The organism is uncultured Sphingopyxis sp. (assembly GCF_900078365.1).
Lineage (GTDB): Bacteria > Pseudomonadota > Alphaproteobacteria > Sphingomonadales > Sphingomonadaceae > Sphingopyxis.
On record NZ_LT598653.1, the window covers coordinates 3784863 to 3805368 of the forward strand.

A 20506-nucleotide genomic window follows, 5' to 3' on the forward strand; every position below is an offset into this window, starting at 1 on the left:
GCGCAAGGCATGCGGCCCCCGCCTTCGCGGGGGCGACGATCTTTATCGGATTGCGGCCGCCCTACCCCAGCCGCGCCGTAACCTTCGCCTTGAGGTCGGTCTGCGCGCGCGGACCGACCTGCGCGATGATCTCGCGCGCGCACACCGCGCCCATCGTCAGGCAGTCGTGCATCGACCGGCCTTCGGCGAGGCCCGCGAGGAATCCGGCGGCGAACAGGTCGCCCGCGCCGGTGGTGTCGACGACCTGCTCGATCGGCTCGGCGCCGACCTCGGTGCGCTCACCGCCCTGCAGCGCGATCGCGCCGTGCGCGCCGCGTGTGACGACGAGCAGCGGCACCTGCGGCGCGATCTTCGCGACCGCCGCCTCGAAATCGTCGGTCTCGGCCAATGCCCGGATCTCGACTTCGTTGGCGAAGAGGATGTCGAACAGCCCTTCGGCGATCAGCGCGCGGAAATCGGCGCCGTGGCGGTCGATGATGAAGGCGTCCGAAAGCGTGAAGGCGACCTTGCGTCCCGCCGCACGCGACACGTCGATCGCGCGCCGCATCGCCGCGCGCGACAGTTCGGGATCCCACAGATAGCCTTCGAGATAGAGTATCTCGGCGTCGGCGATCCACGCCTCGTCGATCATCGCCTGCTCGAGCAAGTGGCTCGCGCCGAGGAAGGTGTTCATCGTGCGCTGCCCGTCGGGGGTGACGAGGATCAGGCAGCGCGCGGTCGGCGCGCCTTCCTTCAGCGCCGGGGTCTCATAGGCGACGCCCAATGCGCGCAGGTCGTGGGTAAAAACGTGGCCGAGCTGGTCGTCGGCGACCTGGCCGATGAAGGCGCAGCGTTCGCCGAGCGCCGCCATGCCCGCGAGCGTGTTCGCCGCCGAGCCGCCCGACACTTCGACCGCCGGGCCCATCGCCGCATAGAGCCGCTCGGCCTCTCCGGCGTCGATCAGCCGCATCGACCCCTTGGTCAGGCCCTCGGCCTCGATCAGCGCATCGTCGGCGCGGGCAAGAACGTCGACGATCGCATTGCCGATGGCGACGACGTCGAAACGGGCGGTGGAGGCCATGGAAAATCCTGTGCTGGGTGGAAAAAGCTGCGCGCGCTTTAGGGACGGCGGCGCGCCAAGGCAAGCGCGGGCGCTTGACGCGAGGCGCGAGGCCGCACATCCCAGCACCATGGCCCGCGCCGCCCACGCCTTCCTGCTCGCGCTCGGCGACCTGCCGCATCCGCGCGTGCTCCGCGTCCTCGCGCAAAGCCTCGCGCTCACGCTCCTGCTTCTTGCCGCCTCCGGCGCCGCGATCTTCTTTGGCGCGCGCTGGGCGCTCGCCCACTGGAAATGGCTCGAAGGGGCGCGGCTCGACATGGCGGGCGTGCTGATCATCCTCCTGATCATCGCGGGAAGCTGGCTGCTCTTCCGCGCCGTCGCGATCGTCGTCATCGGCCTTTTCGCCGACGGCATCGTCGCCGAGGTCGAGGGGCGCCATTATCCCGCCGCCGCGGCACACGCCGTCGATGTCGGCTGGCGGCAGAATATCCGCCTTGCGCTCGCCTCGCTCGTCCGGCTGATCGGCGGCAATCTGCTCGCGCTGCCCGTTTATATTCTGCTGCTCGTCACCGGGATCGGCACGCCGGTCTTCGCGCTGCTCGTCAACGCGTTGCTGCTCGGCCGCGATCTCGAAGCGATGATACTCGCGCGCCACCCGGACCGTCCGCGCTTCGACCGGCCGGCGCGCTGGTCGCTCGGGCTGCTGTCCGCCGCAAGCTTCGTGGTGCCCGTCGTCAATCTGTTGGCGCCGATTCTCGGCGCGGCTATGGCGGTTCACATGCTGCATTTGGGCAAGGGGAACCTCAACACATGATCGACAACCGCCGCCTCGGCGCCGCCATCCTGCTCGGCCTGATGCTCGGTGCCTGCGCCGGCCCAGCGATTCCGCGCGCTACCCCCCCGCGGGCCGCCCCGCCGCCGCCATCGACGGTGGTGCGGCCGGTGCAGAATAACGCGCTGATCGGCAACAGCGCCGACGCGATCGGCCGCATGTTCGGCAAGCCGCGCCTCGACGTCACCGAAGGCGCCGGCCGCAAGCTGCAATATGCCGGATCGACCTGCATCCTCGACGTCTATTTCTACGCCCCGCGCGCGGGTGCCGATCCGGTCGCGACGCATGTCGACGCGCGCACTCCCGACGGCCGCAACGCCGAGGTCGACAGCTGCGCGCGGGCGCTGCGGCGCTGACAATCTCCTCCCTGTGGCGAAGCCATGGGGAGGTGGCAGCGGCGCAGCCGCTGACGGAGGGGCTGATTGCACTACGTCATTGCCCCTCCACCGCCGCCTACGGCGGCGGTCCCCCTCCCCATCGCTGCGCGACAGGGAGGATAGAATCGACGTCACGACGCCAGTTCGTCGAGCGCCCATAAAGCCGCATCCGCGACCATCGGCGATTCGTCCTTCGCCAGCCGCTCGAGCACCGGCACGAAACCCCGATCGCCGCTGTTCCCCGCCGCGATCGCGGCATTGCGCACCATCCGCCCGCGCCCGATGCGCTTGATCGGCGATCCCGCGAACACTTCGCGGAACGCCGCATCGTCGAGGTCGAGCAGGTCGCCGAGCGACGGCGCCGCCAGTTCAGCGCGCGGTAGGAAAGCGCGGTGCCTATGCGCGGTGTCGGCGAATTTGTTCCACGGGCAGACGGCAAGGCAATCGTCGCAGCCATAGATGCGGTTGCCGATCCCGCGCCGCAGCGCGACCGGGATCGGGCCATTATGCTCGATGGTCAGGTAGGAGATGCAGCGCCGCGCATCGAGCCTGTACGGCGCAGGAAAGGCGTCGGTCGGGCACGCATCCTGGCACGCCGCACAGCTGCCGCACGTGTCGCGCCCCGCCTTCGACGGCGTCAGATCGAGCGTGGTATAGATCGCGCCCAGAAACAGCCAGCTGCCATGCTCGCGGCTGACGAGATTGGTGTGCTTGCCCTGCCAGCCGAGCCCCGCCGCCGCCGACAGCGGCTTTTCCATCACCGGCGCGGTGTCGACGAACACCTTGACCTCGGCGTCCTCCGCCTCGCCGATCAGCCAGCGCGCGACACCCTTCAGCGCTTTCTTGACGACGTCATGATAGTCGCCGCCCTGCGCATAGACCGAAATGCGGCCGCGTGTCCGATGCGCCGCCAGCGCGAGCGGATCGAGCGCGGGCGCATAGCTCATGCCCAGCGCGATCACCGAGCGGACCTCGGGCCACAGCCCTTGGGGCGATCCGCGCTGCTCGGCGCGGCTTTCCATCCAGATCATGTCGCCGTGGCGCCCCTCGGCGAGCCACTGGTTCAGCCGCTCGGCGGTCTCAGGCGCCGCGTCGGCGCGCGCGATTCCGAACGCCGCGAAGCCATGCGCGCGCGCGACCGCCTCGAGGCGGTCTTCGAGCCGGTCGTCGGGGGGAGGCAAGGCTTCGGCAACCATTGGCGCTCTATACGCGAGCCGCCTCGCCGTGCCATAGCCTGGTATGGGAATGATTGGGGACCGGCATTTGAACGATTTCAGCGTCGAGGCGGAGGGCCTCACCAAATATTTCGGCGATTACAAGGCGGTCGACCATGTCAGCCTCGCCGTGCCCGCGGGGAGCATTTACGGCGTGATCGGCCCCAATGGCGCGGGCAAGACGACGAGCCTGCGCATGATGCTCGGCATCATCGATCCCGACGAAGGCACGAGCCGGCTGCTCGGCGGGCACCGGCCGCAATCGGTGCGCCACCGCATCGGCTATCTGCCCGAGGAACGCGGGCTCTACCCGGGCATGAAGGCGCGCGAGGCGATCGCCTTCATGGGGGCGCTGCGCGGGCTCGACTGGTCGGAAGGCCGCCGCCGCGCCGCGACCTTCATGACCGAACTCGGCCTCGAACGCGTGATCGACGCCAAGATCCGCAAGATGTCGAAGGGCATGGCGCAGATGGTCCAGCTGATCGGCTCGATCGTCCACGCCCCCGACCTGATCGTGCTCGACGAGCCTTTTTCGGGGCTCGATCCGGTCAACCAGGAACGGCTCGAAACGCTCGTCCGGCGCGAACAGGCGCGCGGCGCGACGATCCTCTTCTCGACGCATGTGATGGCGCACGCCGAGCGCCTCTGCGACCGGATCGCGATCATCGCGCGCTCGGCGCGGCGCTTCGAAGGGACGGTGGACGAGGCGCGCGCGCTGCTACCGATGCAGGTGCGCTACACGCCGCGCGACGCCGGCGATCCGGCCGCGGTCGCCGCCACCCTGCCCGTCGGCGCCGAACGGCGCGGCGACGCCTGGCATTTCGCGATTCAAGACGACGGCGTCGAACCCTTGCTCGCGCGAATCACCGCGAGCGGCCATGGCGTCACCGGCCTGTCGATCAGCCGCCCGGCACTCCACGACGCCTTCGTTCATATCGTCCGCCAGGTCGACGCGGGTTTCGTCGCCGACGCCGCCGAAGACGCCATCGAGGAGGCGAGCGCATGACCCCCTTCATCCGGAACATGTTCGTTGTTGCGCGGCGCGACTTTCTCGCGATCGTCGCGACACCGACCTTCCTCCTCTTCCTGCTCGCGCCGCTGTTCATGGTCGGCATGGGGCTTGCGGGCGGCATGGGCGCGTCGCAGCTCGCCGACAGCGCACGTGGCAAGGGGCGCATCGTCGCGGTCGCCGGCCCCGCCGAGATCGAGGCGCTGCGCTCCAGCACCGTCGAGGTTTCCAGGTCTTGCACGTAGGCGGTGCTGGAGCGCAGCGCCTCGGTGCGCGCCGAGATCGAGGCGCTGCGCGCCGCCGACGCCCGGCTGCGCGCCGCGATGCCGCGCGAGCCCGCGCTGCTCGAATTGCGCGTCGCCGGCCCCGCCGCCGACCCCGTCGCGATCGCGCGCGAAAAGGGCAGCGACACCTATGCGGTGATGAGCGGGAACCTCGCGGCGCCGCGCATCGTCGAGCGCGAGGAAGACAGCGGCTCGGGCCGCTATCTCGCGCTGCTGGCGGGCGAAGTGCGCCGCGCCGAGGCCGCGGGCGACCTGCCGCCCGTCACGCCGCGCTTCGAAAGCCTGGCGAGCGGCGGGACCAGCATCGCGGTGCAGCAGTCGCTCGGATTCGGCGCGGTGTTCGTCATCTTCCTTTTGACCCTGCTCCTCGCGGGCCAGACGGTCAGCTCGCTCGCCGAGGAAAAGGGCAACAAGGTCATCGAGATTCTCGCCGCCGCGGTGCCGCTCGAAAGCGTCTTCCTCGGCAAGCTGCTCGGCTTCCTCGGCGTCGCGGTGCTGTTCATCGCCTTCTGGATGGCACTCGCGTTCGGCGGCGGGCTGATCGCCGCGACGCAGATGGATCCGGCGGCCATCGCCGCCGCGGGCAAGGCGGGCAAGGCCGCGACTGCGCTCGCCGCGATGCCCGCGACGGGCTGGCCCTTCTTCCTCGGCATCGGCTTCGTCTATTTCGTCATGTCCTTCCTGCTGCTCGGCGCCGTCTTCCTCGGCGTCGGGGCGCAGGCGGCGACGGTGCGCGAGATCCAGATGCTCAGCCTGCCGATCACCATCTTCCAGGTCGGCATGTTCAGCCTCTGCGCAGCCGCCGCGAGCGCACCCGACAGCGGCCTCGCCCGCTTCGCGCAAATCTTCCCCTTCTCCTCGCCGCTCGCGATGGCCGCGCGCGCCGCGACCGACGATGCGAAAGCCGTCCACCTGCTCGCGCTCGGCTGGCAGGCGCTCTGGGTCGCGCTCGTCGTCTGGATCTCGGTGCGCCTGTTCCGCGCGGGGGTGCTCAGCGGCGGCAGCGGCTGGAAATTCTGGCAGCGGAAGAAGACGGCCTAGCCGATCCTCCCTGTCGCACAGCGATGGGGAGGGGGACCGCTCGCGAAGCGAGTGGTGGAGGGGCCGCGACCTCGCGCCATCAGCCCCTCCGTCAGCCCTACGGGCTGCCACCTCCCCATGGCTTCGCCACAGGGAGGAGCATGTTCGTCCCAGCCTCGTTGACAAAGCTGTAAACAGTGGCATCCTGCAACTGATCTGGCCGGCGGCGGCAAACGCCGCGGCGAGTCTCTTTTGAGGAGGAGGATGCCCGATGGCGACTGCAGCCGTGCCCCAGCCCGTCACCGACCGCTATGACATGAGCCCCGCGGCGATCTACTCCGAAGATCGCTGGCAGGAACCCTTCGCCGAAATCCGCAAGGCGGGCGGCATCGTTAAATGCGAGGACAGCGTCCACGGCCCCTATTGGAATATCGCCAGCCATCAGGCGATCCAGCATGTCGAGGCGCTGCCCGACATCTACAGCTCCTCGTGGGAATATGGCGGGATCACGATCCTCGAACGCGACGAGGATGAGGATTTCCGGCTGCCGATGTTCATCGCGATGGACCGGCCGCAGCACACCGACCAGCGCCGCACCGTCGCCCCCGCCTTCACTCCCGCCGAAATGACGCGGCTGTCCGAGGATATCCGCCGCCGCACCGGCGAGGTGCTCGACGGCCTGCCGTGGGGCGAGACGTTCGACTGGGTCGACCGCGTGTCGATGGAACTGACGACGCAGATGCTCGCCCTGCTCTTCGATTTCCCGTGGGAGGACCGGCGCAAGCTCACCGAATGGTCCGACTGGATGGGCGATGTCGAGCTCGCGCAAAAGGTCGAACTCAAGGAACAGCGCCGCGCGGTGCTCGAGGAAGCCTTCGTCTATTTCCAGCGCCTGTGGATGGAAAGGCTCGACCAGCCGCCGACCCCCGACCTCCTGTCGATGATGCTGCACAGCGAAGCGATGAGCCACATGGACAAATATGAGTTCATCGGCAATCTCGTGCTGCTGATCGTCGGCGGCAACGACACGACCCGCAACACCATGTCGGGGCTCGCCTATGGCCTCGACAAATTTCCCGACCAGCGCGCGAAGCTCGAAGCCGACCCGTCGCTCATCCCCAATGCGGTGAGCGAGATCATCCGCTGGCAGACCCCGCTCGCGCACATGCGCCGCACCGCGCTCGCCGACGCCGACCTCTTCGGGCACCAGATCAAGAAGGGCGACAAACTCATCCTCTGGTATATCTCGGCGAACCGCGACGAGAGCGTGTTCGACGACGGCGATGCGCTCAAACTCGACCGCGAGAATGCGCGGCGGCACCTCTCCTTCGGCTATGGCGTCCACCGCTGCGTCGGCGCGCGACTCGCCGAACTGCAGTTGCGCATCCTGCTCGAGGAAATGGCGGCGCGGCGGATGCGCGTGACGGTTGCGGGCGAGCCCGAACGCGTCCACGCCTGCTTCGTCCACGGCTTCCGCGCGCTGCCGGTGCAAATCGCGAAATATTGACGCGACTCTGTAACCCTCGGGCTTGGGCCCGCGTATCGAGGATATGATCGAACGTCGTTATCTTCTCGGCGGACTCGCGCTCGGCGGCGCCGTCATCGGCGCGCCGATGCTCTTCGCCAAATCGGCGCGGCCGAAGGCGCAGCCCGGTTGGCAACTGAGCGACGCCGAATGGAAAAAGCGTCTGTCGCCGCTCCAATATCGCGTGCTGCGCGAAGCGGCGACCGAGCGCGCCTTCACCAGCCCGCTCGACAAGGAAAAGCGCGCCGGCACCTTCGTCTGCGCCGGCTGCGCGCTGCCGCTCTATTCGAGCAAGACCAAGTTCGACAGCGGCTGCGCGCAACCGCTGTTCTCGTCGCAGACCAAGTTCGACAGCGGCACCGGCTGGCCGAGCTTCTGGGCGCCGCTCAAGGGCGCGGTCGGCACCGCGACCGACTACGACCTCGGCTATGCACGCACCGAAGTGCATTGCCGCCGCTGCGGCGGCCATCTCGGCCATGTCTTCAACGACGGGCCGAAGCCGACGGGAAAACGTTATTGCATGAACGGCGCCGCGCTCCGCTTTCGCGCGGTGTAATCTCAATCGACTTTGAGGCGTGTGTCCCCGCGAAGGCGGGGACCCATCTCCTGCCGGTCCAAAACGGCGCCGACCGGAGATGGGCTCCCGCCTTCGCGGGAGCACAAGGCTTATTCAAGGATGATCAGCTTCAGGGCTTCACCCGCCACACCGACAGCCCCGCGCGCGAGTTGATCGGCACCGCTTCGAGCCACGCCGGCGGCGCCCCTGCGTCAAGCTGCGCCGCCAGCCCATCCTTGCGCGCGCGGCGATATTTGGTGAAGTCGTTGGCGGTGCGGCAAAAGACGATCAGCGTCGCCTGCTGCCGCCGCACCAGTGTTTCGGCTTTCGATGGATCGCCAGCGAAGACGCGAATCGTATCGGCCATTGCTTCCTTGTTGCGATGGTGCGGCGTCGCGACGAGGTTGTGCCGCGTCCAGAAGACGAGCGGCGCGCCGAGGTCGATCGGGGTCAGCAGCGTCGTCACCGGCAGATGGTTGAGGTCGGCGATCGCCGCGGAGTCGAGGCAGTTCGCCCGATAGGGATTGGCCTCAGCCTTCTCCGCCGCCGCACTCTCCTCCTCGTCCCTGAGCGCCGGAACCATCGGCGTCAGTAGCGCCGCGACCGCCATGCTGCCGAGCAAAGGCAGCGTGAGCGCCGTCACCGCCGACGCGAGGATGCGCGGCACCATCGACGAAATCGTCCGCGCCCATGTCCATACGCGCAGCCCGAGCCACGCGCAGCCGGGCAAGGCGAAGAGATGCGCGGTCGACACGCTGCGGAACACGAGCAGCGACAGCACCACCGCGCCCGCCAGCGCGACGATCACCGTCGCCCAGTTCCGCCGATCCGCGGCGTCGGTGCAATCGCGCCAGGCGAGGATCGCGCCCGTGAGGCCGACAAGCGACGGCACGAGCACATGGATCATATCGTGCAGCTTCGCCGTCCACAAAGGCTGGCCTTCGAGGACGCCCCGATACCAATATTGCACGACGATCGGGTCGAGCGTCGCGAAAGGACCCTTCGCGCATTGCGGCTCGGTCCAGACCAGCGCCCCCGCCGCCGTCGCGCCCGCCAGCGCGAGGAGGGCGAAGCGAGCCCAGGCCGCGCCCGGGTTCGCCCGCGTCGCCGCGAACACGATCGCCGCCGCCGCGACGAACGCCGCGATATAGGGCGCGGACAAGGAATCGCACCAGCCGCCGACGAGTCCGGCAGAGCCGCGCGTCGCAAACTGGAGCAGGATCGCCCCGCCCGCGAGCGCACCCATATAACCGCACAGCCGCGCGCGATCCTCGGCCCTTCCGTGCAGCGCCCAGCGCAAGGCGGCGAGCCCCGCGAACAGCGCCACGACCGGCAGCCCCTCGATCGACACCGCGAGCAGCGCCGCCGCGAACAGCCCGCCGAGCAGCCCCGCCCGCCAGCTTGGCGGGCTCAGCGCCTGCGCCATCACCAGCATCGCGAGGAAGATCTGCCAGCCGTGATGATCGACGCGCAGCGGCCGGAACTGGACGAGAATATAGCCCGACATGATCAGGAACAGCGGCACGACATAGGCGATCCGGCGCTCGGACAGATTACGATAGCCGAGCGCACACGCGACGCTTAAGGCCGCGCCGAGCAGCGGCGGCCACAGCGCCATCACGATCCGCTCGGCCATCGCCTGCCCGAAAAATGGCTTCAGAAGCAGGATTCCCGCCGCAAGCGGCGCATCGACGATCCGCGACCAGTGCATCAGCACCCCGCCGCCCGCCGGATTGACGCGATATTGCGCCAGATCCCACCAGCCCTGCCCCCCGAGCAAATCGCGCACCTGGGCCATGCGCATCGCATCGTCGGTATCGGCGAGGTAGAGCGCCCCGATCGCCCGCCATTTGGCGGCGATCGCGATCAGGCTCATCAATCCCCAGACGATCAGCGCGATGCGCGCCGGGGTGAACCAGGGGCCGAGCGCGATGCCGCCCGAATCCGGATCGGACGGCGCGTCGCTCACGCCGCGGCGGCCCGGAATACGATATGGCGGCGCAACAGATAGGTGGTCTGGAAACTCACGACGATCGCCGCGAGCTTCGCAAGCCGCGGATCGAGCCCCAGCGCGCTGCCGCCGCCGACGATCGCCGTCGTGACCGCCAGGCCGACCAGCGCCGACCCGACGAAAAGCAGCTTCTGGCGATGCCGCTCGCCCGTGCCGCGCGCCGCGGCGCCGTCGGCAAAGACGAGCCGGCTCGAAATCATCCAGTGGACGAGAATCCCGGCGCAATAGCCGGTCGCCGACGCCGGCACCGGCGCCAGCCCGGCGTCGAGCAGCAGCAGGAACAGCCCAGCATCGCTGCCGAGCGCGAGCGCGCTCGCGAGCAGATAGTTCAGCCAGCGGATCTCGCCGCGCCGCACCGACGCGATCAATCTGGTGATGGGCCGCATCGCCGATCCCCCGGACGGGCCTTACGCGGCCTTCGCGACGCGCGCGGGCACCTCGCGGACCGACGCCAGCGCCGCCTGTTCGCCCTCGGTGCCGCTCTCATGATATTCGGCGTCCTCGTTGACGCCCCAGATGTCATAGAGCTTTTCGCCCGCCGCGATGTTGCGCACCGTCAGCATCGCGGTCATCATCGCATGATCCTGATTGTTGTAACGGTGCATGCCGTTGCGCCCGACCATGTGCAGCGTCGGGTAACGCGCCTCGAGCTCGCTCCGCATCGTCTCGACATGCGCGGCATATTCATCGTCATAGACGGGATAGGCTTTTTCCTGCCGCACCACCGCGCCGCCGACGACGTCTTCGGGATCGCAAAGCCCCAGAATTTCCATCTCCTTCGTCGCCAGCGCGATCAGACGCTCGTCGCTCGACGACCAGAGCCCGTCGCCCTCGAAGCAGAAATATTCAAGGCCGACGCACGCGATCGCCGGATCTGGCACCATCTCGGGCGACCAGCTGCGGAAATTCTGCACCCGGCCGACCTGCACCTTGCCGTCGTGGATATAGATCCAATTGTCGGGGAACAGATCCTCCGAACGAATCTTGAGCGCGACGGTCAGAAAGTCGCGATAATTGAGCTTGGGCGCCGCGGTGAGCGCGCACGCCGGCAGCGGATGGATGCGCGCCGCAAGCTCGCGCATCGGCGCCGAGCTGATCACATGAGCGGCGTCGATCACGACATCTCCGTCGGGTCCGCTCGCGGTCATCCGCCAGCGCCCGGTCTTCTGATCCTGCGTCAGCTGCTTGAAGCTGTGCCCCATCAGCACATGATTGCCGCCAGCGACCACCTTGTCGCGCGCCGCTTCCCACATCATGCCGGGGCCGAGCCGCGGATAGCGGAAGGTTTCGAGCAATGTCTTGGTCGCCATGCCGTCATTGGGCTTCCTGTTGAGCCCGAGGCTGCGCTTCAGCCCGTCGATCACCGCGCCGCCGAGCGAAAGCCCCTTGATGCGCTGCGCCGCCCAGTCGGCCGACATCTCGTCGCACGGCATGCCCCACACCTTCTCGGTATAGGTCTTGAAAAAGATCGAATAAAGCTTCTGCCCGAACTGGTTGACCGTCCAGTCCTCGAAACTGCGCACCGTCTTCTTCGGCAGCAGCTTTGCCTTGGCATAGCTCACCATGCACAGCGTCGACCGCACGACACCGAGGTTCCACAGCGCCTCGAAAGCGCGCAGCGGATAGGAATAATATTTGCCCTCATAATAGATGCGGCTCATCCGCGGGCGCTCGATGAAATCGTCGGGCAAAATCTCGTTCCACAGATCGACGACTTCGCGGCTCTTCGAAAAGAAGCGGTGCCCGCCGATGTCAAAGCGAAAGCCCTCATGCTCGACCGTGCGGCTGATCCCGCCGACGTAAACCGGGTCCCTCTCGATCACCGTCACTTTATAGCCCTGCTGCGTCAGCAGATAGGCGGCGGTCAGCCCGGCCGGCCCCGCGCCGATGATGGCGACGTCGGCGCTCGTCGGACGATTGTTCGAACCAGAAGCTTCGGACATGCTGATTATTCCCCACAGGCAAATTCATTGCTCGCTACCCCTGTGGCTAATCATGGATAAAAACTGGTTAACACGAGGCCGGGATTCTCCCGGAAACGCAGCGTCGCACCCTTGGGAAGCCCGCCATCTTGCTGTAAACTGACGCCAGCCAAGGAGGCGCACGATATGGCAGGCGGACTGGCAATCGTATTGAGCGGCGGCGGCGCCAAGGGCGCCTTCCAAGTCGGCGTCGTCCACGAACTCGTCGTCAATCGCGGCGTCCGGCTCGACATCGTCGCTGGCGTCTCGACCGGCGCGATCCAGGCCTTGGGCGTCGCGCAGGACGATGTGCCCGCGCTGCTCGACGCCTGGCTCGGCATCCGCGGCAACAGCTCGATCTACAAATCGCGCCCGCTCGGCGTCGTCGGCGGGCTGCTCGGCGAGGACGCGCTCTATGACACCGGACCTTTGAAGCGCCTGCTCAAGGGTTTCGCGAACGAGGCGAAGCTGCGCGCAAGCGGGCGCAAGCTCCTGCTCGGCGTCGTCAATCTCGGCACCGGCACCTATCGCACGATCGACGAAAGCGTGCCCGGCATCCACAATTGGGTCTATGCGAGCTGCGCGATGCCGCTCTTCTTCGATCCGCTCAAAACACGTGCCAGCGACGGGACCGAAGAACAATGGGTCGACGGCGGCGTGCGCGACGTGACGCCGCTGAGCTCGGCGCTCGAAATGAACCCGCGCGGGGTGATCGCGGTCCGCGCCTCGCCCGCGCCGCAGCCCGGCGCGGTGCGCACCTTCCCCAATCTCATCAAGATCGGGCTGCGCGCGGTCGACATATTGCAATCCGAAGTCTCGGCGAACGACCTTGCCGGCGCCGCGCTGATCAACGACCTCATCGCCGCGCGCGAAGCGCAGCTCCGCGCGCTTCAGACCGAGGGCATCGGCGGCGCGCAGGCCGCGCGCATCCTCCGCCCGCTCGACGTCCAGATCGCGCGCTACCGCTTCGCGCCGATCCGCATCATCGAGCCCGAAGAGGAAGTCGCCGAAACGCTCGAATTCAACCCCGCCAGAATCCGCGCCGCGATCGACGCCGGCCGCCGCGCCGTCGACCGCGAATGGGACGCGCTGGAGCCTTTGCTGAGCTGAGGCGAGTCTGGTGTCCTGAAACGACCGAAACTAGCCGTCGCCCCCGCGAAGGCGGGGGCCGCTGTCGGTTTACGTGGGCACCGCTGATTAAGGCCGCTGGCGGCTCCCGCCTTCGCGGGGGCGACGGGTATAGGCAACGCCCGCTCCCCACTCCAAAGCCGCCGCTTCTACACGCCCCCATCCTCTACGCCCGGCGGTCCCGGCGCGCCGCTGGCCTCCGACATGACATCACCCGCAGCAACCTCGCGCCGCGACGACTTCAGCACCAGCGGTCCCAGCCGCACGCGAGGCAGCGTCTTGCCCGGCGCGGCACCGATCGAAAAATCGCCATCAAGCCGCAGCGCCGCCGACGACGCCTTGCCCAGCCGCACCGTGTAGCGCCCGTAAGCGACGCCCTCGAACAGGAAATAGCCGTCGAATTCGGTGACCGTCGCCGCGCGCACGCGCCCTTCGGCGTCGACGAGTTCGACGCGCAGCCCCTCGACCACATTGCCGCCATCGCGCCGGAAAATCCCTTCGATCTCGCCCGCCGCGACCATCGGCAGCAGGGCGCGCGTCGCGACGCCCGGTCGGGGCGCGACCACCACCCCCGGCAGCGCGGGCTGGACATAGGGGTCGGGCAGGCTCCCCGCATCGATGCCGATCATCACCGCACGGAACGGCTCGAGCCCGTCGATCGTCCCTCGCCCCGCCTTGTCGGTCGCCGCATCGACAAAGGCGTTGCCCGCGGTCAGCGGCACCCCGGGCATCGCCGCTTCGCCCGGCTGGCGCACTCCGTCACCATTCTCGTCCATCCAGACATCGGCGATCACCTGCCCGCGGCTCGCGAGCTTCTCGGCCGATACGCGCCAGCCGCCGGCGGATTTCGGCCCGAAACTGAACGCGAGCGCAAGCGATGCCGCGACCGATCCGTCGCTCGCGACCTCGCCGAAGCCGCTGAGCTGCAACTTGTTGAAACGGCGTGTATAACCAAGCCCCCCGCGCGCGCGGTCGAGCCCGCGGTCATAACCGAGTTCGGCGCGCCATTCGGCTTCACCCTTCCCGGCCCATTCGCCGATCAAGGCCATCCGCGTGTCGCTCTTGCCGCCCAACAGCGCAAAACGCGCCTCGCCGCGCACGCGCACGCGCCCGACGCGGGCGTTGGCAAGCAGCGTGGCGATCAGATTGTCGGGCGGGCCGGGGCCGCCGGCGGGCGCCTTGGTCCGGCTCCAGTCGAGCTGGCCGGTGAAAGTCATCGCGCGGAAACTCGCCGACGCGCGCGCGCTCGCCTCGAACCTGTCGCTTCCCGACCATCGCTCGACCTGCCGCACGTCGAAATGGAGCGGCAATATCGTCCGCCCGATCTTCACCGACTGGTCGACCGACACCGAATATATGGCATTGATATTAGACAATAAACGGTCCGACACGAACCCGCCCCAGCCGCGCAACGCATCGGCGCGCACATAAGTCTCGCCGAACGCCGCGAGCCAGCTCGCGCGCGCGGCAAGGCCGCCCCCATCTTTTCCTGAAGCGTCGGCATAGCTGCCCCCCACTTCGAGCAAAGTCGGCCCGATCGACCGTCGCAGCGCGACCTCGCCATAATTGTAGCGGACATTCTCGATCAGCAGGCTGTGCAGATAGGCCGCTACGGAGGTGCGCGTATCGAGCCCGCGTTCGACTCCCGCGGTCCCGCGCCAACCGCGCCGAAACGCGCCGGTGCGCCGGCCGCCGAACTCGATCAGGTCGGCATTTTCCTGCGCGACGCCCGCCCAATACCAGCTCTGCTGCGGCGGGATCGAATCGAGCCCCACCTGCACCTGCTTGATCTCGCGGCGTATTTGCCCCTGCGGGCCGTATAATATGATCTCGAAGCGGTTCGCGCCATATTGCAGCGGCACGTCGATGAACTCATAGCGCCCGGCGCCGTTCGGACTCGCGAAGGCGAGCAGCTGGCCGTTTCGATAAAGCTCGGCGTCCCAGCCGGCGGGCAGGTCGCCGCGGAAATCGGTCTTGTCGAACGCGTCGGGGCGCTCGACCGGGCGGTTGGTCAGCACGGCGCCGCGCCCTGGCGCCGATGCCGCGACGATGCCGGTCGAGAGCAGGCTGACGTCGCCGACGCCATAATGCGTTGCCTTCAGCGGTCCGAGCAATTGCCCTTGCGCATCGGTGCGATAGAGCCGCATCCGCAAACTGTCGGGCACCCCCTCGTTGTCCGACGACAGCCGCGCGTCGAAGCTCTGCGCCAACAGCTCGCCCGCCGCGAAAATCTCGTAGCGCCCCTGCACATAGGATCCGCCGCGCTTGTCCGACACCGCGCCGACCGAGGCGACGACATCGACCGAGGGCGTCGCCCACGCCGCATAAGGCCGCGCCGCCTGCGGCAGGCTCGCCAAGTCGAACTGGCCTTGACGGCGGATCGACGCCGCACGGGCGCGCCGCTCGGCGGCGAGCTGGAACGGCAGTTTTTCCTTGGCATCGACGCGCAGCACCGCGTTCGACAGATCGGCGGCCAGCGGCACGCCCAGCCACTGGTTGAGGCTATCGAGGTCGACGCACCAGCCCGCCGCCGTGTCGCGGATCGTCGTCGCGGTCAGGCGAAAGCTCCGGCTCCCCGCGCGCACCTCGCCCGCGTCGCGGTCGATCGTCAGGCTGCGCCGCTCGTCGAACACCCAGCCGGTTGCGCGGCGCAACTTCTTATCGACGCGCACCGCAAGGTCGAGCGCGAGCACGACGTCGGCGAGGTCGACGCAAATCCCCTGCGGCGTCTGGTATCCGCGCACCCCGTCGCCGAGCCGATATGGCCCCGAGCGCACGTCGAACAGCCAGCTGTCGTCGGCATTCGGCGCCCACGCCGCCGCGGAGGGAGAAACCGGCGCTCGGTCGACGGCTTCGGCGCTGGCGGGCGCGAGTCCCGCCAGCGCCAGCGCGGCGATGATGAAGCGCCCCCACCGCATCACGGCCGCACCTGGACTGTCCCTCCGCTGTCTACTTGACCACCCGCTCGGCCTCGTCGATCGTGCCGCCGCCGATCTCGCGATCCTCCGAGTAGCGGATGCGCACCGGCCCCTGCAGCTTCGCCGCCACCTCCTCGGGCACGCGCAGCGACACCGTGCGCGCGGCGACCTCGGGATAGACCGCGATGCCGCGCGCGACGAGCAAAGGCTCGGCGACGCCCGGCCGCGTCACCTCGATGTCGCCATAGACCGAGCGGTTGCCCGTGCGCGCGAGGTCGAAGTTGAACGCGGGCCCGCCGGCCCCCTCGCTCACCCACGCCTCGCCGATCGACGCTTCCGCGCCCAGATCGCCGACGCGCACGATCACCGGGATCGTGATCCCGTAGATCGGCGTCAACGCGATCGACACGCTAGTGCTCGCCGGCTTTGCCTCAGCCACCGGTACCGCATCGGGCACCGCGCGAAACAGCATATGCGCGCGATATTCGCCCGCCGGCAGCCCCGCAGGCACGCGCACCCCGACGCGCACCACCTGCGGCTGGTTCGGCGGCAGCGTGACGCGGCGCGGGCTGAAGACGATCATATCGAGCGCCGCCCGCTCGGCGGGCGTGACATTCTCCTCGGCGATTTCGTCGAGCCCGCCCGCGGTGGTCATCCGCTTGATCTCGAGGCTGATGCGGTAGGTCGCGGGTTCGCTGCCGATATTGTTGAGCACCACCTCGGTCCCGCGCGAACCGTCGAGGATGAGGCGCGTCGGCGCGACGAGCAGATCGCCCGCCGCATGGACGGGAACGGCCGCGGCGCCGAGCGCGGCCGCGGTGAGCAGGCCAAGGGCCTTCAGAAAGCGAAACATTGGTCACGATCCCCACAATCGTCCGGGAGCCGGCCCCACACCGTCCCGATGGTCGCATCCTGCTTGCGCTTACATGGTTGATATTTCGCTAACCATCGCTGCCATGGGCGCAAAAAAGGGGCCGCCCGGCGCGCGCCCGGCGACCCCATTTACACGGCTGGCGGGTCTCGGCCCGCCAGGCCCCCCAAATTTACTGATAATTGGCGGTGACGTTGAATGTCCCCGAATAATCGCCCGACGCCTGATTGGCGCCGACGCTTAGCGTGCCGCCGACCTGAAAGCTGCCGCCCGTCGCGCCGAGCGTGATATTCGGCGCCGAATAGGTCAGCGTCGACGTCATGGTGCCGCCGAGTGAGCCGTTGAGCGTCACACTCGAATCGCCGCCGACGAGGACGACCGCGCCGCTGCTGCCCGCGACGTCGAAGCTGCCCGCGGCCGTCGTCCCGGTGCAGGTCAGCCCCGCGCCGCAGGTGACGCCGCCCGCGGTCGACACCGCGACGGTCGATGCGGTCGCACCGCTGATGATCGTCGCATATTGCAGGTCGCTGGTCTTGGTGAGCGTGATCTGGCGCAGGATCTTGGCCGTGGCCGTCCCGGTGGCCGTCGCCGCCTGCGCCGCCGAAGCGTTGATGGCGAGGGCAGCAATCGCGGCGCCCAGGAGGGCGCGCTTCATTCCATGGTATCGCATATGATTTGGTCCCTTGAATTCGGTCGATATTCGAATGGAAATCCCACCCCATTCGCCGACCCGTTTAGGCCGCGACCTGTTCAGCTTTTGCCAGCAAGCTTGGTTAACGGCGCGACAAGGGTTCGCGCACACAAGGCGACATATTCTTTAATAATCAAATATTTAGATCGATTTTTAAAGGGCGCTCGGAACGCGCTTTTCTGCCTTGGCGGCCCGGACTGGCACATTCAGGCGCGAATCAGATCCCTTCGCCCGACAAACGCTGGCAGATCATGTCGAGCTGGTCGAGCGACGCGAATTTCAGCGTCAGCGCGCCCTTGCCCTCGCCCGCATATTGGATCGCGACGCCAATCCCCAGCAGCTCGGACAGATGGCGCTCGACCGCGACGATGTCGGGATCGCGCCCGACACCATCCATGCTCTTATATTCGAGCGGCGGCTTGCGCCCGCCGCCGCGCCCCTCGCGCACCAGTGCCTCGACCGCGCGCACCGACAGGCCGTCCTTCACCACCTTACGCGCGATCGCCTCGGCATCGTCGGCGCCGATCAACGCGCGCGCATGGCCCATCGCGAGCGCGCCGTCGCCGACCAGCGCCTGCACGCTTTCGGGCAGGTCGAGCAGGCGCATCAGGTTCGCGACATGGCTGCGCGACTTGCCGACCAGCTTCGCGAGCGCCTCCTGATTATGGCCGAAATCCTCGATCAGCCGGCGATAGGCGCTCGCTTCTTCGATCGCATTGAGATCCTGGCGCTGGATATTCTCGACGAGCGCGATCTCGTAGGTCGCGGCATCGTCGAGCTCGCGCACGAGCGCCGGAATCTGGTGCAGCCCCGCGCGCTGCGCCGCGCGCCAGCGCCGTTCGCCCGCGACGAGCTGATAGCCGTCTCCGTCCGGCGCGCGCCGCACGATGATCGGCTGCAGAAGCCCGCGCAGCGCGATCGAATCGGCGAGCTCGGCGATCGCCGTCTCATCGAAATGGCGGCGCGGCTGCCCGGGCAGCGGGCGAATCGCGCCGACGGGGACATGCTGCACCGCGTCGCCCGCCACCGGCGCCGCGCGCACCGCGCTCCCCGCCGTCGCAAGCACCGGCGTCTCGACCGCAGCGTCGCCGAACAGCGCGTTGAGCCCGCGGCCGAGCCCCGACGGGCGCTTGCGGATCGGCGTTACTCCACTTTCCTTATCTTTATCAGTCATTTAAGCTGCCTTCCGGATCTCAGGGAGCCGGTCGATCAGCTCGCGCGCGAGTGCGATATAGGCGGCCGACCCGGCGCAGCGATGATCGTAGATAAGCGCCGGCAGGCCGTGGCTCGGCGCTTCGGACAGGCGGACGTTGCGGGGGATCACCGTCTCGAACACCACCGGCCCCAGCACTTCGCGCACATCGTCCGACACCTGGTCGGTCAGCCGGTTGCGCCGGTCGAACATCGTCAGCGCGACGCCGAGGATCGACAATTTCTGGTTGAACCGCTCGCGCACGCGCTCAACCGTGGTGAGCAGCTGGCTCAGCCCCTCAAGCGCGAAAAATTCGCACTGCAGCGGCACGATCAGCGATTCGGCGGCGATCAGCGCATTCAGCGTCAGCATCCCCAGCGACGGCGGACAATCGATCAGGCAGATGTCCCACTGTCCCGCCTCGGCGCCCGATAGCGCCTGTTGCAGCCGGTGCAGCCGGTCCTGAAATTCGATCAGCTCGATCTCGGCACCCGACAGGTCGACCGTCGCGCTGACGATGTCGAGCCGCGGCACTGCGGTCGGAATCGCGCATTCGGCGACGCCCGCGTCGCCGCGCAGCAACTCATAACTCGAATATTCGCGCTGCGCCTGCTTGATTCCGAGCCCGGTCGAGGCATTGCCCTGCGGATCGAGGTCGATGATCAGCGTGCGCCAGCCGGTCGCCGCGAGCGCGGTCGCCAGATTGATCGCGGTCGTCGTCTTGCCGACTCCGCCCTTCTGGTTCGCCACGGCAATGCGAATCATCGCTTTCCTCGCTGCTTTGCGCCGATACGGCCTTCGCCGACCAGAATCCGGCTTTCGGTATCGGTGCGGCTTTGTTCCACGTGGAACATTCTCTGCCACGCCTCGGGCAGCAATGCCAGTTCCTTAACCGCGTTTCGCCCCTTTGGCAGCAGCCAGCGCGTCGATTCGGTGGAAAAACGCGCGGATAAGTCGATGAGCCGGTCGAGTGGCGCAAAAGCCCGCGCGCTGATCGTCGCCGCGGGACGCGTTTCGACCCGCTCAAGCGGCGCCTCGGCGACCTCGACATGCCCCAGCCCCAACTCGTCCGCGACCGCACGCAAGAACTCGCACCGCCTTTTCCGCGATTCGACAAGCAGCATCGGCCGCTCCGACAGGATCGCGACGACCAGCCCCGGCAGCCCCGGCCCGCTCCCCAGATCGACCCAGAGTCCCTCGCCCCCCCTATCGAGCGCCAGAAGCTGCGCGCTGTCGGCGATATGCCGCACCCAGATCGTCGGGATCGTCGACGCCGCGATCAGATTCTGCTGATCATTCTCGGCGATAAGCATCTGGGCGAAGCGGTCGAACCGAGCCCATTGACCGGCGGTCGGCGCGAAAGTCCGTTCAAGCCAGCTACGCGCCTCATCTTGGCTCGCCAAAACCCCGTTGTCAGAACTCACCGGCCGTCCATCCCAATATCGTCATTCCCGCGAAGGCGGGCATCCAGCTTTCTCTTCGCGCCTTTGCGCCTTTGCGTGAGATTATAAAAGCCTCACGCAAGGACACAATGAAGCAGCGAGCGACGAAGACCGACATTCTCGCGCTAGCACATCGTCACCCCGGACTCGATCCGAGGTCCATGACTTCAGTGCTGCAATAGATCCCGGATCGAGTCCGGAAATGACAAAGGGAAACAACAAAGAAAGCTAACTGTGCATCCCGGCAGAAGCCGGAGCCCAGTTGCCGCGCCGATACTCGCCGGGGACACCAAAGAGCCGACATTCCCTTCATTGTCATCCCGGCGAAGGCCGGGGGATCTCGTCGGTGCTTCATTCCGATAGGATGAGAACCCGGCCTTCGCCGGGATGACGGAATAGGATATGGCAGTTCTCCACCCCATACGGACGTGCCCGA

At 67.7% G+C, this 20506-nt stretch carries 19 protein-coding genes; 8 read left to right on the forward strand and 11 right to left on the reverse strand.

What is annotated here, in order from left to right; genetic code table 11:
* Positions 1 to 61 precede the first annotated feature (61 nt).
* The gene (locus QZL87_RS17560; protein ID WP_295321681.1) at positions 62 to 1060 is read right to left on the reverse strand and encodes an adenosine kinase; all 999 of its coding nucleotides are present in this window, start codon (positions 1058 to 1060) and stop codon (positions 62 to 64) included.
* A gap of 109 nt (positions 1061 to 1169) precedes the next feature.
* On the opposite strand from QZL87_RS17560, the gene QZL87_RS17565 reads away from it, so the two are divergent.
* Positions 1170 to 1853: an EI24 domain-containing protein gene (locus QZL87_RS17565; protein WP_295321682.1), complete on the forward strand. Its 684-nt coding sequence runs from the start codon at positions 1170 to 1172 to the stop codon at positions 1851 to 1853.
* The gene (locus tag QZL87_RS17570; protein ID WP_295321683.1) at positions 1850 to 2227 is read left to right on the forward strand and encodes a hypothetical protein; all 378 of its coding nucleotides are present in this window, start codon (positions 1850 to 1852) and stop codon (positions 2225 to 2227) included. Before QZL87_RS17565 ends, QZL87_RS17570 begins: the two co-directional genes overlap by 4 nt.
* Positions 2228 to 2379: 152 nt before the next feature.
* Here QZL87_RS17570 and queG read toward each other — a convergent pair whose 3' ends face one another.
* The gene (queG, locus tag QZL87_RS17575) at positions 2380 to 3444 is read right to left on the reverse strand and encodes a tRNA epoxyqueuosine(34) reductase QueG (RefSeq protein WP_295321684.1); all 1065 of its coding nucleotides are present in this window, start codon (positions 3442 to 3444) and stop codon (positions 2380 to 2382) included.
* A 49-nt stretch (positions 3445 to 3493) separates the two neighbouring features.
* Between queG and QZL87_RS17580 the strand changes: the two genes are divergently transcribed.
* From QZL87_RS17580 to msrB, 5 genes are all read left to right on the forward strand, one after another.
* Positions 3494 to 4468: an ATP-binding cassette domain-containing protein gene (locus QZL87_RS17580; protein ID WP_295327026.1), complete on the forward strand. Its 975-nt coding sequence runs from the start codon at positions 3494 to 3496 to the stop codon at positions 4466 to 4468.
* A complete protein-coding gene (locus QZL87_RS19275) occupies positions 4465 to 4716 on the forward strand; it encodes a hypothetical protein (RefSeq protein ID WP_362987910.1) in 252 nt (83 codons plus the stop codon). The genes QZL87_RS17580 and QZL87_RS19275 overlap by 4 nt, the downstream gene beginning before the upstream one ends.
* A 3-nt stretch (positions 4717 to 4719) precedes the next feature.
* On the forward strand, positions 4720 to 5796 hold the full coding sequence (locus QZL87_RS17585; RefSeq protein ID WP_362987912.1) for an ABC transporter permease: 1077 nt from the start codon (positions 4720 to 4722) through the stop codon (positions 5794 to 5796).
* A 250-nt stretch (positions 5797 to 6046) separates the two neighbouring features.
* On the forward strand, positions 6047 to 7282 hold the full coding sequence (locus tag QZL87_RS17590) for a cytochrome P450 (RefSeq protein ID WP_295321685.1): 1236 nt from the start codon (positions 6047 to 6049) through the stop codon (positions 7280 to 7282).
* 43 nt (positions 7283 to 7325) lie between these two features.
* The gene (msrB, locus tag QZL87_RS17595; RefSeq protein WP_295321686.1) at positions 7326 to 7856 is read left to right on the forward strand and encodes a peptide-methionine (R)-S-oxide reductase MsrB; all 531 of its coding nucleotides are present in this window, start codon (positions 7326 to 7328) and stop codon (positions 7854 to 7856) included.
* A gap of 130 nt (positions 7857 to 7986) precedes the next feature.
* Here msrB and QZL87_RS17600 read toward each other — a convergent pair whose 3' ends face one another.
* From QZL87_RS17600 to QZL87_RS17610, 3 genes are read right to left on the reverse strand one after another with little or no spacing between them, the layout of a single operon-like run.
* Positions 7987 to 9825 (reverse strand): hypothetical protein, encoded by a 1839-nt coding sequence (locus tag QZL87_RS17600; protein ID WP_295321687.1) that lies wholly within the window; start codon positions 9823 to 9825, stop codon positions 7987 to 7989.
* Positions 9822 to 10253, reverse strand: a complete 432-nt coding sequence (locus tag QZL87_RS17605; protein ID WP_295321688.1) for a GtrA family protein — start codon at positions 10251 to 10253, stop codon at positions 9822 to 9824. Before QZL87_RS17605 ends, QZL87_RS17600 begins: the two co-directional genes overlap by 4 nt.
* A 21-nt stretch (positions 10254 to 10274) precedes the next feature.
* Positions 10275 to 11810 (reverse strand): NAD(P)/FAD-dependent oxidoreductase, encoded by a 1536-nt coding sequence (locus tag QZL87_RS17610; RefSeq protein ID WP_295321689.1) that lies wholly within the window; start codon positions 11808 to 11810, stop codon positions 10275 to 10277.
* A gap of 165 nt (positions 11811 to 11975) precedes the next feature.
* Here QZL87_RS17610 and QZL87_RS17615 point away from each other — a divergent pair, with 165 nt between their 5' ends.
* Positions 11976 to 12938 (forward strand): patatin-like phospholipase family protein, encoded by a 963-nt coding sequence (locus tag QZL87_RS17615; protein ID WP_295321690.1) that lies wholly within the window; start codon positions 11976 to 11978, stop codon positions 12936 to 12938.
* Between the two features lie 167 nt (positions 12939 to 13105).
* On the opposite strand, the gene QZL87_RS17620 is transcribed toward QZL87_RS17615, so the two are convergent.
* From QZL87_RS17620 to rsmG, 6 genes are all read right to left on the reverse strand, one after another.
* The gene (locus tag QZL87_RS17620) at positions 13106 to 15874 is read right to left on the reverse strand and encodes a carboxypeptidase regulatory-like domain-containing protein (protein WP_295321691.1); all 2769 of its coding nucleotides are present in this window, start codon (positions 15872 to 15874) and stop codon (positions 13106 to 13108) included.
* A gap of 31 nt (positions 15875 to 15905) precedes the next feature.
* Entirely contained in the window at positions 15906 to 16727 is an 822-nt protein-coding gene (locus QZL87_RS17625; RefSeq protein ID WP_295321692.1) for a molecular chaperone, read from the reverse strand.
* 190 nt (positions 16728 to 16917) lie between these two features.
* A complete protein-coding gene (locus QZL87_RS17630) occupies positions 16918 to 17400 on the reverse strand; it encodes a DUF4402 domain-containing protein (protein WP_295321693.1) in 483 nt (160 codons plus the stop codon).
* A 253-nt stretch (positions 17401 to 17653) separates the two neighbouring features.
* A complete protein-coding gene (locus tag QZL87_RS17635; protein ID WP_295321694.1) occupies positions 17654 to 18610 on the reverse strand; it encodes a ParB/RepB/Spo0J family partition protein in 957 nt (318 codons plus the stop codon).
* Entirely contained in the window at positions 18611 to 19393 is a 783-nt protein-coding gene (locus tag QZL87_RS17640; RefSeq protein WP_295321695.1) for a ParA family protein, read from the reverse strand.
* Positions 19390 to 20052 (reverse strand): 16S rRNA (guanine(527)-N(7))-methyltransferase RsmG, encoded by a 663-nt coding sequence (rsmG, locus tag QZL87_RS17645; RefSeq protein WP_295321696.1) that lies wholly within the window; start codon positions 20050 to 20052, stop codon positions 19390 to 19392. Before rsmG ends, QZL87_RS17640 begins: the two co-directional genes overlap by 4 nt.
* Between the last annotated feature and the right edge of the window lie 454 nt (positions 20053 to 20506).

What these genes read in the sequence shown, in the direction of transcription:
- QZL87_RS17620 (WP_295321691.1), bottom strand. Translation starts at nt 15,874, where the DNA reads ATGCGGTGGGGGCGCTTCATCATCGCCGCGCTGGCGCTGGCGGGACTC.
- QZL87_RS17630 (WP_295321693.1), bottom strand. Translation starts at nt 17,400, where the DNA reads ATGAAGCGCGCCCTCCTGGGCGCCGCGATTGCTGCCCTCGCCATCAAC.
- QZL87_RS17635 (WP_295321694.1), bottom strand. Translation starts at nt 18,610, where the DNA reads ATGACTGATAAAGATAAGGAAAGTGGAGTAACGCCGATCCGCAAGCGC.
- msrB (WP_295321686.1), top strand. Translation starts at nt 7,326, where the DNA reads ATGATCGAACGTCGTTATCTTCTCGGCGGACTCGCGCTCGGCGGCGCC.
- QZL87_RS17565 (WP_295321682.1), top strand. Translation starts at nt 1,170, where the DNA reads ATGGCCCGCGCCGCCCACGCCTTCCTGCTCGCGCTCGGCGACCTGCCG.
- QZL87_RS17615 (WP_295321690.1), top strand. Translation starts at nt 11,976, where the DNA reads ATGGCAGGCGGACTGGCAATCGTATTGAGCGGCGGCGGCGCCAAGGGC.
- queG (WP_295321684.1), bottom strand. Translation starts at nt 3,444, where the DNA reads ATGGTTGCCGAAGCCTTGCCTCCCCCCGACGACCGGCTCGAAGACCGC.
- QZL87_RS17580 (WP_295327026.1), top strand. Translation starts at nt 3,494, where the DNA reads ATGATTGGGGACCGGCATTTGAACGATTTCAGCGTCGAGGCGGAGGGC.
- QZL87_RS17625 (WP_295321692.1), bottom strand. Translation starts at nt 16,727, where the DNA reads ATGTTTCGCTTTCTGAAGGCCCTTGGCCTGCTCACCGCGGCCGCGCTC.
- QZL87_RS17610 (WP_295321689.1), bottom strand. Translation starts at nt 11,810, where the DNA reads ATGTCCGAAGCTTCTGGTTCGAACAATCGTCCGACGAGCGCCGACGTC.
- QZL87_RS17605 (WP_295321688.1), bottom strand. Translation starts at nt 10,253, where the DNA reads ATGCGGCCCATCACCAGATTGATCGCGTCGGTGCGGCGCGGCGAGATC.
- QZL87_RS17640 (WP_295321695.1), bottom strand. Translation starts at nt 19,393, where the DNA reads ATGATTCGCATTGCCGTGGCGAACCAGAAGGGCGGAGTCGGCAAGACG.
- QZL87_RS17560 (WP_295321681.1), bottom strand. Translation starts at nt 1,060, where the DNA reads ATGGCCTCCACCGCCCGTTTCGACGTCGTCGCCATCGGCAATGCGATC.
- QZL87_RS17590 (WP_295321685.1), top strand. Translation starts at nt 6,047, where the DNA reads ATGGCGACTGCAGCCGTGCCCCAGCCCGTCACCGACCGCTATGACATG.
- QZL87_RS17570 (WP_295321683.1), top strand. Translation starts at nt 1,850, where the DNA reads ATGATCGACAACCGCCGCCTCGGCGCCGCCATCCTGCTCGGCCTGATG.
- QZL87_RS19275 (WP_362987910.1), top strand. Translation starts at nt 4,465, where the DNA reads ATGACCCCCTTCATCCGGAACATGTTCGTTGTTGCGCGGCGCGACTTT.